The 16,728-nt window shown below is 46.3% G+C and carries 14 protein-coding genes and 1 pseudogene; 4 read left to right on the top strand and 11 right to left on the bottom strand.

The window, feature by feature from the left end; genetic code table 11:
* Positions 1–204: 204 nt before the first annotated feature.
* The 8 genes and pseudogenes from JGK14_RS21290 to JGK14_RS21250 all read right to left on the bottom strand — a co-directional run bounded on the left by JGK14_RS21290 (position 205) and on the right by JGK14_RS21250 (position 10,131).
* On the bottom strand, positions 205–1,287 hold the full coding sequence (locus tag JGK14_RS21290) for an amino acid ABC transporter substrate-binding protein (RefSeq protein WP_293186995.1): 1,083 nt from the start codon (positions 1,285–1,287) through the stop codon (positions 205–207).
* Positions 1,288–1,504: 217 nt separating this feature from the next.
* Positions 1,505–1,732 carry a hypothetical protein gene (locus JGK14_RS21285; protein ID WP_293148799.1) on the bottom strand — a complete coding sequence of 76 codons (228 nt, stop codon included), beginning with the start codon at positions 1,730–1,732 and terminating at the stop codon, positions 1,505–1,507.
* A gap of 472 nt (positions 1,733–2,204) precedes the next feature.
* Positions 2,205–7,343: a PAS domain S-box protein gene (locus JGK14_RS21280; protein ID WP_325315461.1), complete on the bottom strand. Its 5,139-nt coding sequence runs from the start codon at positions 7,341–7,343 to the stop codon at positions 2,205–2,207.
* A gap of 204 nt (positions 7,344–7,547) precedes the next feature.
* Positions 7,548–7,949, bottom strand: coding sequence for a fasciclin domain-containing protein (locus tag JGK14_RS21275; protein ID WP_194011615.1), 402 nt, complete (start codon positions 7,947–7,949; stop codon positions 7,548–7,550).
* Positions 7,950–8,175: 226 nt separating this feature from the next.
* Positions 8,176–8,571: a hypothetical protein gene (locus JGK14_RS21270; RefSeq protein ID WP_293186996.1), complete on the bottom strand. Its 396-nt coding sequence runs from the start codon at positions 8,569–8,571 to the stop codon at positions 8,176–8,178.
* Positions 8,564–8,845 carry a hypothetical protein gene (locus tag JGK14_RS21265; RefSeq protein ID WP_293186997.1) on the bottom strand — a complete coding sequence of 94 codons (282 nt, stop codon included), beginning with the start codon at positions 8,843–8,845 and terminating at the stop codon, positions 8,564–8,566. The genes JGK14_RS21270 and JGK14_RS21265 overlap by 8 nt, the downstream gene beginning before the upstream one ends.
* A 46-nt stretch (positions 8,846–8,891) precedes the next feature.
* Positions 8,892–9,366 (bottom strand): annotated as a pseudogene (locus JGK14_RS34085) (Hsp20/alpha crystallin family protein); the annotation flags it as partial.
* A gap of 477 nt (positions 9,367–9,843) precedes the next feature.
* A complete protein-coding gene (locus JGK14_RS21250; RefSeq protein WP_293186998.1) occupies positions 9,844–10,131 on the bottom strand; it encodes a hypothetical protein in 288 nt (95 codons plus the stop codon).
* A 184-nt stretch (positions 10,132–10,315) separates the two neighbouring features.
* Between JGK14_RS21250 and JGK14_RS21245 the strand changes: the two genes are divergently transcribed.
* The 4 genes from JGK14_RS21245 to plsY all read left to right on the top strand — a co-directional run bounded on the left by JGK14_RS21245 (position 10,316) and on the right by plsY (position 13,817).
* Positions 10,316–11,110, top strand: coding sequence for an MlaE family lipid ABC transporter permease subunit (locus JGK14_RS21245; RefSeq protein WP_293186999.1), 795 nt, complete (start codon positions 10,316–10,318; stop codon positions 11,108–11,110).
* Positions 11,111–11,174: 64 nt separating this feature from the next.
* Complete coding sequence (locus tag JGK14_RS21240; RefSeq protein WP_293218442.1) at positions 11,175–11,567, top strand: DUF3119 family protein; 393 nt, start codon at positions 11,175–11,177, stop codon at positions 11,565–11,567.
* A gap of 59 nt (positions 11,568–11,626) precedes the next feature.
* Positions 11,627–12,946, top strand: a complete 1,320-nt coding sequence (locus tag JGK14_RS21235; protein WP_293226698.1) for a DUF3086 domain-containing protein — start codon at positions 11,627–11,629, stop codon at positions 12,944–12,946.
* 190 nt (positions 12,947–13,136) lie between these two features.
* Positions 13,137–13,817 (top strand): glycerol-3-phosphate 1-O-acyltransferase PlsY, encoded by a 681-nt coding sequence (gene plsY, locus JGK14_RS21230; RefSeq protein ID WP_325315451.1) that lies wholly within the window; start codon positions 13,137–13,139, stop codon positions 13,815–13,817.
* A 281-nt stretch (positions 13,818–14,098) separates the two neighbouring features.
* Here plsY and JGK14_RS21225 read toward each other — a convergent pair whose 3' ends face one another.
* The 3 genes from JGK14_RS21225 to JGK14_RS21215 form a co-directional block, all read right to left on the bottom strand.
* On the bottom strand, positions 14,099–14,686 hold the full coding sequence (locus tag JGK14_RS21225) for a Uma2 family endonuclease (protein ID WP_293187003.1): 588 nt from the start codon (positions 14,684–14,686) through the stop codon (positions 14,099–14,101).
* An 11-nt stretch (positions 14,687–14,697) separates the two neighbouring features.
* On the bottom strand, positions 14,698–15,543 hold the full coding sequence (proC, locus tag JGK14_RS21220) for a pyrroline-5-carboxylate reductase (protein WP_293187006.1): 846 nt from the start codon (positions 15,541–15,543) through the stop codon (positions 14,698–14,700).
* A gap of 304 nt (positions 15,544–15,847) precedes the next feature.
* The gene (locus JGK14_RS21215) at positions 15,848–16,492 is read right to left on the bottom strand and encodes a cell division protein SepF (RefSeq protein WP_293187004.1); all 645 of its coding nucleotides are present in this window, start codon (positions 16,490–16,492) and stop codon (positions 15,848–15,850) included.
* Positions 16,493–16,728: the final 236 nt, after the last annotated feature.

Raw genomic sequence — 16,728 nt, 5'->3', positions numbered from 1 at the left:
CTGAAGCGCAACTACGTACCTAAGAGCGCTGAAGCGCAACTACGTACCTAAGAGCGCTGAAGCGCAACTACGTACCTAAGAGCGCTGAAGCGCAACTACTTACCTAAGAGCGCTGAAGCGCAACTACTTACCTTTGTTTAAGTGGATTTTTCTGTTTGTAGTGGCGCAGACAACAGGGCTCAAGCGCAACTACAAACCTGTTGATTAGCGGAAGGGTGGCGAGTACAGTAAACCGCCATCTTTCCAGAGTTTGTTTTGACCCCGGTCTAACTTAAGTGTACTTTTCGGGCCGAGGTTGCGATCGTACATTTCCCCGTAATTCCCCACTTTCTTCACAACGCGGACAGCGTAGTCGTTCGGGAGTCCGAAACCTTTACCTAAATCTCCTTCTTTTCCTAGCAAACGTTTGACGTTTGGGTCTGTAGTGCTGGCGACAGTTTGGTCTACATTTCCTGAATTAATTCCTAAATCTTCAGCTTCAATCGCCGCAAAAATAATCCATCTCACCGCATCCGACCATTTCGGATCGCCGCTTTTCACCGCTGGGGCTAATGGTTCTTTTGACATTACGATCGGCAAAACAACATTATTCTCAGGATTCGGTAGAGTTGTGCGCTTCGACACGAGTTGCGATCGATCGGCTGTAACACCTTGACAGCGACCTTCTTGATAAGTGCCAAAGGTAGTATTCGCATCTTCAAACACCACAGGAGTGTATTTAACTCCTAATTTTCGCATTTGGTCGGACAAATTTTGTTCGGTACTCGTACCTGTCTGCACGCAGATAGATTTGCCCGCAAAATCTTTTAAACTTTTGATGCCACTATCTTTTTTGACCATGATGCTTTGAGAGTCATAAAAGATTATCGGGGCAAATTCCAAGCCGGTAGTGCTGTCGCGACTCGCCGTGTAGGTGGTATTTCGGCTGAGAATATCGATTTCTCCAGCCTGCAAAACTGTAAACCTATCTTTGGCGTTGAGCTTTCGGTATTCGACTTTTTCGGGATCGTCAAATATAGCGGCAGCGATCGCCCTGCAAACATCCACATCCAAGCCGGAGTATTTGCCTTTTTCGTCTACAAAGCTAAAACCCGGCAGTTCGCCACTAACGCCGCAAATCAATTTGCCGCGGCTGACAATTGTATCTATGCGACTCGGGCCTTGTTGCGATTTGCCTTCAGCAGTGGTGGCTGGTGTTTGACCTACTTGTGCCGATCGATCCCTACAAGATGCCAGCGGTGCCACAAACAACACACTTGCCAGCAACAGAAATCCCAATTTACGCATACATTTTACCAGTAGAACACTTTCTCGACGATCCTAACTTGTCGGTGTCGAGAACTGTTGCGATCGGCAATCTAGAAAACCTCACCATTTCAAATTAACCATTCTCAACCCGGTGTCGCACCCTGAAAAGCGCACCGGCTAACCGCCTATTATTTTTTTGCCCGCTGCGGGCGATCGACCTTTCCTGTAATATTTATCCAATTTTGATTTAATGCGCTCAGAACCGCTCTGGTGCTAGGCGCTGCTCGGCTAAATCGCGGATTAGCGACAGCCGAGACTCGATGTACTCGTTCAACAAATCTGTTTCGTTGCCATTGAGCGCAGAGTTCATCTTCAATTGCTTCAGCAGCCACTGTACCAGGGTTGCATCGTCCAAATTGACTAACAGAGTCGCTTGGGTAGTTTCAATTAAAGACCAGAGTTGGCGTAACATGACTGGAGTCATAAAACCTCGTTGAGCGTAAATACGCACTTAGTGGGCTGGCTGGGCGATGGGTTGGTCTTAGTGTTTCAAGCCGATAGACGAAAAGTAGCCGTCTTGTCATCGGCTTAATGATTATTTTATATTTGACCACAATAACTTAATATAGTAGTGTCAAAAGCTACAACACACAAGATGTTATAAGAATTTCCAATCTCGTCACATAGAGATAAATATCTTGATAAATTTTTAAGAATCTTTACATAAAGACCGGGCGGTTGAAACCGCGTCTACACAAACAAAACCCGCCGACGCGGGTTGAAGAGTCGTAGCGTAGCGGGGATCCATCCATCGCACGCACATTCTCTCAAATTCCATATTTCTTAGTCCGCGGAGGCGGACATCGTTTGTGTAGATGCGGTTTCCAACGTCCGCGGAGGCGGACATCGTTTGTGTAGATGCGGTTTCCAACCGCCGTCCTGAGAAAATTGAGCGATTAAGCAGATAATTCAGCAGCGGCCAACTTTTTAACCCCCGCTAGAATTATTTCTAATTCAGCGATGATTTTCGTAGCGCCCTCCAAATCGTTGGATTCGGCCAGAGTTTGAAGCTGAGCAGCCATCTGGGGCATTAACCGCACCGCCGCCGTAGCGCTGACACCTTTAATTTGATGCGCGCGGCGGGCCAGTGTCTCCAAGTCTCCCGAGGCGATCGCACTTTTAGCAGATTCTAAATAACTGCCAGTATCCACCACAAAAGCTTGCAATATTTCCCGCTCAAAATCTAAATCAGTGCCGGCAATTTCGTGCAAGCGTGCCATATCAACTACGCATTCTAGATCCGAAGCAGAGTTTTGGACTTGCTCACCCTTAAACTGAGGAATTTCAACTTTTAACTGTACCGACCAATTTTCTAGTACAGATTTTAACTTTTCGATGGAAATAGGTTTGCTAATATAATCATCCATACCCGCCGCCAGACACTTTTCCCGATCGCCCTTCAAAGCATTTGCCGTCATCGCAATCACCACCGTCTTGCGATCGGGCTCCCTCGAACCAGCAGCAGTGCCTGTCGCTTCCATGCGGCGCAATTCCAGCGTAGCTTCGTAACCGTCCAAAATCGGCATCTGACAGTCCATCAGCACAATGTCATACTTTTTGATAGCCAGCATCGATAGCGCCTCAGCGCCGTTATTTGCCACATCCGTCGCACATCCCAAAACCTTGAGTTGATTCAGACCAACTTTTTGATTGATCGGAGTATCTTCAACTAACAAAATCTTTAAGCTAGCTAACTCCCGGTTGTCAATAGAGGAGTCTGGATTTGTCGTTGGATTTGCCAGCCGCGAGTCAACCACTGCACCCGGGGCGATCGCATTTACCAAACACTCAAACAGCCGGTGAGCTTTCACAGGTTTAGTTAAATAACCGCTAAAACCAATATCTACCAAACGTTTAGCCTCCGATGTCTGAGTAATTGAAGTCAGCACCACCCAATGCGTCTGCTGCATTGCCGGCTCAGCAATCATCAAACGTTCCAGACTTCCCGCCACCATTTCCGGCAACTGAATATCAACCAAAATGATATCGTAAGGGGATTTTATGCTGACAGCTTTGTACAGAGATGCGATCGCCATCCAACCATTCTCAACCTCATCAACTTCCATCCCCCACAAAACAGCCATTCTCAGCAGCACTTTTCGCACTGTGGGCTTGTCGCTAGCAACTAACATTTTCTGCCCCGCCAGCACCGTTTGCAAATTCACTGAGCACGCTGTCCCAGCCCCAGTTAAATTTTCCTTAAGTGCCGGCACAGTAAACCAAAAAGTCGAGCCTTTACCGGGGGTACTTTCCACACCAATTTTACCCCCTAGCAGCTCCACCAACTGCTTAGAAATAGCCAGACCCAAACCTGTTCCACCGTACTTTCTCGTAGTAGAAGCATCAACTTGAGTAAAAGATTGAAACAGCTTTTTTTGGTCTTCGGCAGCAATCCCAATCCCTGTATCTGTGACCTTGAACAGTAGGAATAGCGAGCGATTGATTCCTAGTTTTAATGGTTGGATATTCTCTAATTTTTTCTGGTCGTCGCTGGCTGCCAATATCCCAGGAATCCTGCCAGTTGAAACCTCAATTACTATTTCTCCTGCTTCCGTGAACTTAATCGCATTGTTAATTAAATTAGTGAGGATTTGCCGCAATCGTGCTGCATCCCCTTTAATTTGCAGCGGCACGTCGGTATCAATCAGCGCCACCAATTCTATACCTTTAGTTTGTGCGGGAGTTGCCAACAAATCCAGCACTTCATCCAGACAGATACTGAGGTCAAATTCGATGGTTTCTAAGCGCATTTCTCCAGCTTCCAGTTTGGAAAGGTCAAGAATATCGTTAATGATGGACAGCAAATTTTGACCGCTGAGTTTCAGCGTCTGCACAAAGTCTAGCTGTTCGGGAGTAAGATTTGTTTTCAGCAGCAAATCTGTCATCCCCATCACTCCATTCATCGGAGTGCGGATTTCGTGACTCATATTTGCTAAAAATAGTGACTTCATTCGAGACGCTTCCAAAGCGGCTTCTCGGGCTTGCTGCGCTTGCTCAAACAGAGTAGATTGCTGAATGGCGATCGCCAACTGCACGCTCAACCTTCCCAGCAAATCCACCTCAGAATCAGTCCAAGCGCGCGGGGCACTGCACTGGTGGGCAACCAGCAACCCCCACAACCGATTTTGACGCTTGTCCAAACTCTCGATCTGCGACTTAATTCTAGGAGTTTCTGGCGAATATTCTATTGCTAATTCCTGACTTTCGTCGCCGATAAAAATTGGTACAACTAAATTAGCCCTTACCTGCAATTTCACCAGTAAATCTCGGTGAATCTGGCTCAAATTAGCATTATAAATATCTTCAACTGCTTGAATCTTGCCAGCCCGGTACATCGCTTTGTAACTTTCCCCAAAAGATTTTTCCTGAAGTTTTCTGCCCAGCATAGGCATCCAATCAGATCCTACAGATTCGACAACCACAATCCCTGTGTCATCGGAATCAAAACGATAAATTACCGTGCGATCGGTTGCCAGTAATTGCCGTACCTCTTGTACAGCCGTGCTCAGAGTTTGAGTGAGGTTGAGAGACTGTCGCACTCGCTGGGCGATCGCCGAAACTAGCCGTTCCTGTTCTGCCTGTTCCAGCAGCATTCTTTCAGCTTGCTTGCGTTCTGTGACATCGCGAATTACCGCAGCAAAGCACAGCGGTTCGCTGGTTTGAGGGTGCTTGACCAGAAAAGCATTCATCACAACATCAATGTGTTTTCCAGTACGCAAGTGCTGCATTTTACCTTCTCCTTGCCACTGACCCTGACTGATAATTTTTGGCAAAATCTCTTGACTAAATTCCTGTTTAAAAGTTTCGCCGATATAATCCCATATTTCCGTATAAAGCAATTCCGAAATATTCTCTATTCCCACCAGTTTTCGTCCGGCTTCATTAACAAACAGCGTTTGCCCTTCGAGAGTAGCCATACCAATAAAATCGCTGCTATTTTCAATCAGCGACACAAATTTTTGTCGTTCTTCTTCACCTTTTTTGCGTTCAGTAATATCGCGCTTAACGCAGACGTGACAAATTATATCGCCGCTGTTGTTAATCACAGAGTATGCCGCCACCTCGATCGCCAGCGTGCGACCTTTTTTAGTAAAGTTAGTAATTTCGCCCCGAAAAGTTCCAGTTTTCGCTAAACTTTTGGAAATCGCAGAAAAGCGTTCCCCCGCCACCAGCGGCGGCGTTTCTATTTCTAATTCGGCGTCTGTATATTCTAATAGCGATTGGTGAGCGCGATTTTGTTCCAGGAAAAACCCATCAGCATCGATAATCACCATCGCATCGTTGGAGTTTAAAAATATTTCTCGGTAAAGTTTGAGTTTTTCCTCAGCTAGCTTGCGTTCGGTGATGTCCCTTTTGACGCTGACATAACAAACTACTTCCCCAGCATCATTGAGAACCGCAAAAGCCGAAAGTTCCACCTCAACTATTCCCCCTTGCAAATCCTTAACACAGGTCATTTCGCCTCGGTAACTCCCTGTTGCGACCAAGATTTGCAGCACCGATGTAAATATCTCTTCTCCCATATGAATTGCAGGGGTTTTACCCCACAATTTGGATACACTGTAACCCAGCAAAGCCGTGTGAGCTTGATTTGTTTCCAAATAATAGCCTTGCGGGTCTAAAATGGCGATCGCATCGTTAGACTTTAAAAATATTTCTTGATAAAGTTGCAGTTTTAACTCAGCTTGTTTGCGATCGCTAATATCCGTGAACAAGCCATAATAAACTATCTCTCCCGATCCTTGCATTTCCGGTTGTGCAGCCCCTTGAATCCATTTAAGTTTTCCAGAGGGAGTGATAATTCTGCCTTCCCACCGCCAAGGCTGCAAATTTTCCGCAGCCAGCCTTACCGAGTTCCGAAAATCATCTCTATCTTCGGGATGAATCATGTCAACAATTGCACGAATATCCTGCTGAGCCACCTCCGGTTCTATTTCATACAATTCTCGGCAGCCCGCGCTCACAAACGAGAAGGCTATCGAGCCATCTAGATGCAAGTCAACTTGATATACCGTACCGGGTACGCTAGCAGTAATTTTTTGCAGTTTGGCTTGGCTTTGATTCCGGGCTTCATCTGTCGCCTGCAATTGAGCAATCTCCCGAGAAATACCCAAAATCCCAAATATACTGCCATCCGCATCGCGCAGGGGCAGTTTTTGCGTGTCAAAGACCTGCTGTTTGCCACCTGCACAGGCGATCGCCTGGTAGGGATTGCGAACCGTCTCCCCCCCCAGCACAGCTCGATCGTCCTCGCGAATGCCTCTAATTGAGCCGTGGCGATCGCCAAATACTGCTGGTTCTGAAAAACCTAATTCGATATCATCTTTGCCAATAATTTCTTCAACCTTTTTCCCCAAATATGCAGCAAAACTTTGATTGACAAAAATGTATCTAAAATTTCGATCTTTCGCAAAAACTCTATCCGGCGCACCGTCCATTAAAGCCCGCAACAATAGCTCTTGGCTTGACCCATCTAGAGCAAAATTATTTTGAACAGTTCCCTTGACATCCGTCTGTTTAGCTGCTAAATTAGTTAACGATTTAACACAAATTTGAGCGACAGTGTGGAGCAAACAAAGGTGTTCAAAATTAAAAGCAGTTCCCTGCTCTGCACCGATGAAAAATACTCCCAACAATTCTTCACTGTCCTCCGGGTTAGCCGGTGCCATCAACACCGACTTAAACTGAGCAATTGGCCCGCCAGCGATGTTGTACGCCCAGTCTCGACTTCCGGCCAGCCATTGGGTGCGAGTAGCTTGCAAGCAGGCTGCTATTTCAGATTTGACCGATTCAGTTAACGGGTGTAAGTGTTGCAGGTAGATGCGATCGTCCGGTAGAGTTAAAAGTGCGTTAGCGAAGCCCTCGAAGAGGATCGTCTCAGCAGGAATCAGGCGCCCGAGATGTGCCAGACAAGCAGACCAAATTTCATCAGCAACCGCAGCAAGTTGTACATTCTCCGTAAGTTCGTTGAGAACTTGCAGTTCCAAGGTACGCTGGCGGACTTTGGCCTTGAGGCTGGCGGCTAGGATTTGCATAGTGCTCACCACACTGGTTTCCTTATATTATAATTATTCATCTTCAAAGTTTTTTAAACAATCATCTTAAAATACATCCGGCAAAAAGACAACTTTTTTATATTTATATAACTTTTAATTGCTAAAAAACCAAAAGCGCGATCGGGAGCGAAGCGACACCGCAAGGCACCTGCTTCGCTCCAGCAGCGAGGTTTAAAGGCGAAATTATCCCATTAAAATCACGTTATCGATCACGTGAATGACACCGTTGTCAGCTTCGATATCGGCCGCGACAACAGTAGCATTCTTCACCTCAAAACCGTCTGAACAATCAATTTTAATCGGCGAACCTTCTAAGGAAGTAACAAAACCGAGTTTTGCCAAATCTGCCTTCATAAACTTGCCGGAGACGACGTGAAACATCAAAATCCTGCTCAGTTGGGGGACATTCTGCACTAGGGTTGTGATAGTTCCCGGTGGCAATTTCGCAAAAGCATCGTCAGTAGGTGCAAAGACAGTGAAAGGGCCCGGACTTTTGAGCGCATCTACTAAATTAGCTACTTGCACCGCCGTTACCAGGGTTTGGAACGAACCCGCACCTACGGCAATATCAACAATATCAGGCATTTGGTTCTACCTCGTTTGGCAAAAAAGTTCTATTAAGTATCGTAAACTGATGCGTGCAACAATACCTACTGTATTTGTTGAAAATTTTGTAATTCGTTTGATCGTTCGGACTTCAGTCCTCTCTTTTTTTGCGGACTGAAGTCCTCACTACGAACCTAATAATGGTTATTTTACACATAAAATTACTAACCAATTTGCACTTTAACGGCGCGATACTTTGAAATTGCTACAAGACTGCTTGCGGTTGGGATACCAAGATCTCTGTTGCTAAATCTGCTATTTCAGAATTTAGGTTTTCTTCCTTGTAAATGCTGAAACTGCCGTACAAAATTGAAATTTCAAAAATGTCTGTAGTAATTACAGCAGGCTTGCGGTGTTCCGGTTCGCCCAAAGAAATTCCTAAAAATTCTGCTTCAAGTTCGCCAACTTCCTCTTCATCGTGTACAGTCCACCCGATATCGCGACAGTCCTTAAATGCCAGAACATAAGGCAATCTTTCTTCTGGATTGTAGACGCATTCGATCGATACCTCGTTTCCCCACGAAGAGACCTTGACATTGGTAATTAAAGATGTAAAACCACCCAAACCAAGTAAGTTATAGTCATCCTTCCAATCATTCATTTAATTTTTCTCCCGTATTGTGAGTACCTGGAATGAAATTGCCAAATTCGTCTCGCGTTCGCAATAAATGACCATCTCGATCGAGACGGAAACCTTTGTTGATATTTCTGCCGTCTGAGGCATATTTCGGTGCTGGCGTTCTAATCACTTCACCGTTAGGACGGATCGCGAGTGTTGACTTATCCAGAAATTTATATGCAACATAGCCATCTCTAGTAGTTCTGATTTCTGCACCCAGTCCACGCAAAAAGTCATCGACTTCTTGGCGAGTCATTCCGGTTAAGTCTCCAAATTCCGATGCAGTTCCATTTCATCCAACTCCCTAGTTCAACTTTGACTACGCGGTTCTTTTCCGCTTCCGCTTTAGGCAAAGTCAGGTTTAAAACCCCATTTTTGTACTCAGCTTGTACGCTGTCATTTTGAACTCGTGCAGGTAGGGGAATCACCCGGCGGAAGGAACCGTAAGCTTCCATGCCCGGAATTTCTAACTTAAGGTGGATGGCTTCAGGAGTGTCAATCGATTTTAGATTTTAGATTTTAGATTTTAGAGGCGACCCCACGGATAAATTCGGGGGAAGAGAGGATTTTAGATTTTAGATTTGGGATTGATTCCACGGATAAATCACGTGGCGGATACCACCTGTGAAATTCTTGGTCATCGAGTTCGGCGGCCGGTACAAAAGCCACACCGTTAGATGCGCGATCGGTTGCCGGAGTTAAGCTATCAAACAACCGATTCATTTCTCGCTGCAAGGAGTCCATTTCCCGCAAAGGTTCCCAACGAATAAGTGCCATAATTGATACCTCAAATCTCTTAAGTTTCTAAAGGTTGAGAAACACTTGATTCAACCTGTATCTAATATATTTAAGATCCAGAAACTGTGGGATGCGGTTTTCTGGAATTTGCCGATCGCATTTCCGAACATTTGCGATGGTTAATGCTGAGCCAGCCCAACAATTTTAGATTTTAGATTTTAGATTTTAGATTTTAGCAGTGACTCGACTGATGAATCTGGTAGCTGGAACTGAACTCTCTCATTTTGGCTCTCCACGACTCCTGTGGGAAAGCAAGTATCCGTTTTTAGGCGAAGTCAGTCGATTTAAGATTTGACTCCACTGCTGAATCAAAGGACGAGGAACTTCGATCGAGAATGTTTCGCAGCAGGCGGCGCGATTCAAGCGCAGCGCAACCCAACAATTTGAGATTTTAGATGCGCGATCGAGAATTCCCCACCTAAAATCTCAAATCCCAGATTTCAAATAGAAACACCATTAACCCCACCGTGAATGCTGATAAGAAGCGTAGGTATCAAACAAAGCACCCACTAAACTAAAAGCTAGACCAATCACCAAAAATCCCTGGAGAGGACAGCCGCTGCCGAAAGTGGCTAAAAACTGCAAAATCTGGTCTTCTCCAGAACGACCGACTGCTTGCAAAGCAGGCACAAGACCGATCAACGAAAAGCTAGTCAATCCCGCGCCGATTAACAATAAGGGAGCGACAAAGCTCAAGAGGCCCGTCAGCAGTAAAGAGCGAAGAAAATTAGGAAATATGCTCATAAGAGTCAGTAAATTCAGCTAAACTGCCGAAAGGTGCAAGTAAAATAAACTTGTCCTTTTCTACGATAGGCAGCGATCGCCCTCAGTGGCCAATTCTGTCAGAAATCTTAAATCTTAGAGAAGAAACTTGTTTAAGATTTGTAGATAGATTTCATTTTTGCAGTTGTTCTACAGTCAAAGTCCCTTGAGCACAACTACACCATCAAGCCTCAGTTTGTGGAGTCAGCGGTTACTGGCAGCCATTTTATTGGGCGGCCAAGTCATGCTGCACTTGCTAACTCGCAAAATTAACCGTCGCAACACCCTTGACCAAATGGCAGCAGTTGGCCCGGAATCGCTGCTGATTTCTTTGCTGACTGCGGGTTTTGTCGGCATGGTATTTACGGTTCAGGTAGCCAGGGAGTTTATTAACCTCGGTGCCGGTAATGTCGTCGGTGGCGTTTTGGCTTTGTCTTTGACTCGCGAACTCGGCCCGGTGTTAACAGCCGTAATCGTTACGGGACGGGTTGGTTCGGCTTTTGCTGCGGAAATTGGCACGATGCAAGTCACAGAGCAGATAGATGCCATGCTGATGCTCAGAACAGACCCGATCGACTATTTAGTAATTCCCCGCGTTTTAGCTTGCTGCTTGATGCTGCCAATTCTGACAATATTGTCCCTCGTCACGGGCATCGCCGGCGGGATGCTGATTGCGACGACAATGTACGGCATCTCTCAAAATGTGTTTTTAGAATCAGTCCGCCATTTCCTGAGTCTGTGGGACATTTGCAGCGCTGGTATTAAGGCTTTTGTGTTCGGTGGTTTGATTGCTGTCATCGGCACTAGCTGGGGTTTGACGACTACCGGCGGCGCCAAAGGCGTCGGCCAATCGACTACCACAGCGGTGGTGACGGCTTTGCTGGCTATTTTTATTGTTAACTTTTTCCTGACTTGGCTGATGTTTCAGGGTACTGGCTCTAGCGTACTCAAAGGCTTGTAAGCTAGGAAATGGATAAAATATAAATAATTGGCAACATTACTTTACTACCCCCTGATTTAAACCCGTGACTACAACTACCTCTGGGACTGCGCCCACAGATACGATCGAACTTGCACCGAGTTATGCGATTCCCCTAGTGCTGGTACTGGCCTCTGTACCGCTGCTGTTCGTGCAGAAGTGGGTGAGTTTGCCACTTTCGGTGTTCGGCTTGTTTCTGATGTACCAAGCCGCCACTATCCGGCTACAGTTTACTCCAACGGATTTGGACATTTATCGATCGCAAAACTTAATCCGCCAATTTCCTTACCGACAATGGCAAAATTGGCGGATATTTTGGCCCGCAGTGCCGATTTTGTTCTATTTCAAAGAAATTAACAGCATTCACTTTCTGCCGGTTCTGTTCGATCGTAAAATGCTACAGACCTGCTTAGAACAGCGCTGTCCCCGTCAAGACTAAACAAGTTGTTAATTTTAAATTTTTAACTTCTTCTGTGCCCCACGCCGAACAAATTTCCTATGAATTCAGACGAATCTCCCACCCAAAAACCGCAATCGCAACCAGCCGCTGATGGCGAACCAAATTTGCCCGTGAATGAGACGGAAAACCAATTGCCATCTCAAATACGGAAATTGTCGATCGCCCAAAACGATCTCACATCGCAAATTCCTCCCGAAATAGACCCCTGGGACGAGGAAAACCCCCAAATCACCCCTGTGGTGGACGAAGCGGGCGCGATCGCCCAAAGTTCGCCAGAAACTGAGGATAGCGAATCTGAAAGTGCGATCGATCGAATCGAACCCGAAACAGACTCCCAGCCAACAGCAACCGCAGAAACGGTAACGCCCGTACCAGAAAATGTTACCGAAAGTTTGGCAAATAGAGTCAAAGCATTGCAACAGCAAGAACAAGATTTGACCGCCAGAATTGCCAGCTTGGAAGCCGACAAAACTAAGGCGTTAGAAGCCTTGGGCGAGGCTCAAGCATCGATCGGGCGTTTGGTACAAGACGGCTTGATACAGCTAGATCATCGCAAACAAGCGCTGCAAATTGAAGTAGAAAAACTCGAACGCAGGCGCGATCGAATTCAAAAGGAAATGCGAACTACTTTCGCCGGAGTTTCCCAAGATTTAGCAATCAGAGTTCAAGGTTTCAAAGACTATCTAGTCGGCAGTTTGCAGGATTTAGCAGCTACCGCCGAACTCTTAGATATGACGCCGCCGGTGCAAGAAACTTCCAAGCAAATCTCTGTTGAGGAGTCTCAATCCTCTTCCCCCGTAAATCCCAGATTTGCTGAACAAGGATTTCAAGAACAAGCCAAACAAATTCGCCGCACCCTAGACCAATATCGCACTCTCCCCGACTATTACGGCCCGCCTTGGCAACTCCGGCGCACTTTTGAACCCATCCACGCCGAACGAGTTTCTAACTGGTTTTTCACCCAAGGAGGAAGAGGTGCATTGCGAACAATGGGTTCGCGGTTGCAAAATATCTTGATTAGTTCGACGATTATTTCTGTACTCAGAAGCGTCTACGGCCCACGGGTGCGGACATTGGTGCTCGCGAACAGTCCCGAACGTTTGGGTGAGTGGCGCCGGGGTTTGCAGGATTGTTTGGGGATTACTCGCACCGATTTTGGCCCGGAAGGTGGCATTATTATGTTTGAGTCTGCGGAGGCTTTGGCCCAAAAAGCCGATCGACTCGTGAGAGATGGTAAGTTGCCTTTAATTGTGATAGACGAAACAGAAGATTTAATCAGTTTGTCGATGCTGCAATTTCCGCTGTGGTTGGCCTTTGCTTCCGATCCGCAAACTTTAACGACTTCTAAGGATTTTTAAAGAAGGAAGAAGGAAGAAGGAAGAAGGAAGAAGGAAGAAAAGACATCTTCAGAAATTAGTTTTAATTTCTTGCTATCCAATAACTAAAAATTAATTTAGGGAGATGTCAGAGGGCGGGAGATTAAAGAATAATCGTTAAGTTTGTAGTGAGGACTTTAGTCCTCAAAAGTAATGAAAGAGGGAATTTATTATGGGTGTGTGGTTGAGTTTAAATGCAGCATTGTTAATCGCAGCTTACTTGCTGGGTTCGATTCCAACTGGGTACGCTTTGGGTAAATGGATGCTGGGGATTGATATTCGGGAAGTAGGTTCTGGTTCGACGGGGGCGACTAATGTACTCAGGACTTTGGGGAAGGGGCCGGGGTTGGCGGTGTTGCTGGTTGATGTGTTGAAGGGCGTAAGTGCGATCGTCCTGATCCGCTACATCTACTCTCTAGAGTTTACCAGTCAGCTCGCGATCGGCGCCCATTTAGAAAATACAGCAACAGTCATTCCTTGGATGGCAACTTTAGCGGGTTTATTTGCAGTTTTGGGCCACAGCAAATCAATCTGGCTGGGGTTTACCGGCGGCAAATCTGTCGCTACAAGTTTGGGAGTTTTGCTCGGTTTGTACTGGCCAGTCGGCTTGGGAACTTTCGGAATTTTCGGGATAGTTTTTGCCCTATCGCGAATTGTTTCTTTGAGTTCGATTGTCGGATCAATTAGCGTTTCTGGATTGATGTTTGCATTACATCAGCCGCTAGCTTATGTATTGTTTGGACTGGCGGGCGGCGTGTTTGTCATTGTGCGGCACCGCAGCAATATTCAGCGTCTGTTGAACGGTACTGAACCGAAAATTGGACAGAAATTGGAAACAGCAGCTAGCGAGTAATTAGACCAGAGTGCGATCGCTTTTTATATCGTTTCTGCTGTCATAGGAATAATATCATTCCGAATGCAGTGTGAGCTTAATATAGCCTTTCTCAAATAAATGAGGTATGCCCAATCCCTCCGCTTCGCTTCGCCCAATCCCTCCGCTTCGCCCTATTTGGTCAATGCCCATACCCTATGAGCACCGCACTGTTACTTAGAAAGGCTATATCTCGCGGCTGTCATCCTCGCGAGCGAGGAGAATCGCACTGTGGTATAATTCCCTAGTTAGCGGATTAGATATCAATTAGTCCCCATAACAGACCGTAATTCCAGCACAAATCCGGGCAAAATATCTTCCCCTGAGAGCGTAACAGGAGACTGCAATATTTCTATTTCTCGATCGCTCCTATAAATCTCCACACTCCGGGTTTGCGGGTCAATCAACCACCCCAAACAAGCGCCATTTTCCCGATATTCCTGCATTTTTTCTCGCGTTTCTTTGATAGAATCAGTAGGAGAGCGCAATTCCACAACAAAATCAGGACACAGTGGGGGAAATTTTCTTCTTTCCTCAGCAGTTAAAGCTTCCCACCTTTCGCGTTTTACCCAAGAAGCATCGGGAGAGCGATTACCACCATTTGGCAGTTTAAAGCAAGTAGAAGAATCAAAAGCAATTCCTAAATTTGGATTTCGGCGACTCCAGGATTGCAGTTGATAGGATAAATCCATATTGCGATTTCCCGTTTCTCCTCCCGTCGGTGGAACCATCAGCAGTTCTCCTTTGGCATTTCGTTCAAATTTATAATCGCGGTGATGTTGGCACAGTTCGTAAAACTGATCGTCTGTTAACTCGATCCACGGACTTAAATCTAATTTTAAAGTCATCATGGCATTAACACCTATTTCCCTAATTCTTGAGAGCGCAAACAAGCTGCTTTCACTGCTTCGATCGCGGCAGAACGAAAGCCACTGCTCTCTAATTTAGCAATTCCGGCAATAGTTGTGCCGCCGGGACTTGTCACCCGATCTTTCAATTCTGCTGGGTGCATCCCCGTTTCTTGCAATAGCTTCGCTGTACCGAATACTGTTTGGATGGCTAATTGGGAGGCGATCGCCCGCGGCAGTCCAGCACAAACTCCGCCATCTGTCAAGGCTTCGATAAAAATCGCCACATAACCAGGGCCGGAACCGGAAAGGCCAGTCACCGCATCCAGCATACTTTCGGGCACTTCGACCACTTCTCCCACGGCCTCAAAGATCCGCTTTACCAATTCTAAATCGGCTGGTTGCACAAGTTTTCCTGGGGCGATCGCACTCATTCCCGCGCCTACCGTTGCCGGAGTATTTGGCATCACCCGCAGCACTACTCGCCCCGGAAACGCTGCTTCGAGCTTGCTCAGGGGAACTCCTGCCAAAATCGACACGATCGCAGCTTCTGGCTGAGAATTAGCTGTTTCTCCATTATTTGCTTGTTGGCGATCGATCCCCACGGCCAATTCCAAAGCTACTTTCTCAAAAATTTGCGGTTTAATCGCCAAAAACAGCACTTCTGTAGCGGTAGCAACTTCTAGATTGCTGGCTGTTGTTCCAATTCCGTAGGTTGCCGTCAAAAATTCGCGCCGTTGCGGTTGCGGATCGCTCACCAATATTTCTGATGGTAAATAAACTTTTTGTGCTATTAAGCGGGATAAGAGAGCTTCTCCCATTACTCCGCCGCCGATCGTACCAAATTTTATCATAGTTATTGGTTATTAGTTATTGGTTATTGGTTATTGGTTATTAGTTATTAGTTATTAGTTATTAGTTATTAGTTATTAGTTATTAGTTATTGGTTATTGTTATTAGTTATTAGTTATTAGTTATTAGTTAACAGTGCGTTGTTTGTAGGATGCGTCACTTTCGACTATCTAAAACTTCCATTTCTCATCTGGTAGCGACGCACCTTACTATACTGGTTTTTTGAATGAATTTCTGTCAACAACTTTTGGAGTCAACTGTCAACAGCCAACAGCTTTCGGAATCAACTGTCAACTGTCAACTGTCAACTGACTACTGAGCCATTTGAGCTTGTTCAGCCGGCCAGACTGTCGGTGCGGGAGCAGCCGCAGCAGGGCGCGGGCGGCCTTGAGCTGGGGGCACTTCGTGAACCACACCAGACTGAGTTCTTACTTGCACGCAGCTAGGCGTAAACAAGAAAATGCTTTCGCCAATACGCTCTTGATGACCGTCAAGGGCATAAGTACCGCCCGCCACAAAGTCCACAGCTCTTTGCGCTTGGTCTGGATCCATCACCGTTAGGTTCAAAACAACAGATTTGCGTTCTTTAAGAGCTCGAATTGCTGCCGGCATCTCTTCAAAAGTGCGCGGCTCCATTACTACTACTTCCGAAATCCCGTTCATAGATCCAGGCATTCCAATCACGTTATTCATTACTGATCCTACTCCCCCGGTTGGTGCAACAACATCTGTACCTGTCGATCCTACTACTGACCGCTCCCGCATTCTGCGATTTTGGCGGCGTTCTTCTTCTGCTGCGGCGACAGCAGCAGCAGAAGTGGAAGTGGCGGAGTTTGGTTCAGGCTGTTGGTAGGCGTTCGCAAAGCGCTCGCTTTCGGTTTCGTCGTACTCGTAATCGTATTCAGGCTCATTGTTGAAGCCTACAAAATCTCGTAGCTTAGAAAAAATGTTCACCATTTAAGCTCCTTCACGACTGTGCTGCCCCGACTATACTCGCGTTGCGGGTTAGCCGCGGGTCGTTAACTACTGCTACACAAAACTTAGCTAAACTTTCTCAAGTCTCACTATTCAATCAAGATTGCTCTTGAAGGGTTTGCTTCCTGCTTCACCCAAGGGAGTCGGCTCGCAACTTGTCCACAGGCGTAAATTCGGATGTAGCCCATCCTAATCCAAAAAACAATTCTAGCGGTCGC

The sequence above is a fragment of the Microcoleus sp. PH2017_28_MFU_U_A genome (genome assembly GCF_020738035.1).
In the GTDB taxonomy this organism is placed as follows: domain Bacteria; phylum Cyanobacteriota; class Cyanobacteriia; order Cyanobacteriales; family Microcoleaceae; genus Microcoleus.
Note: the sequence above shows the minus strand (reverse complement) of the source record. Positions and strands in the feature narration are given on the sequence as shown.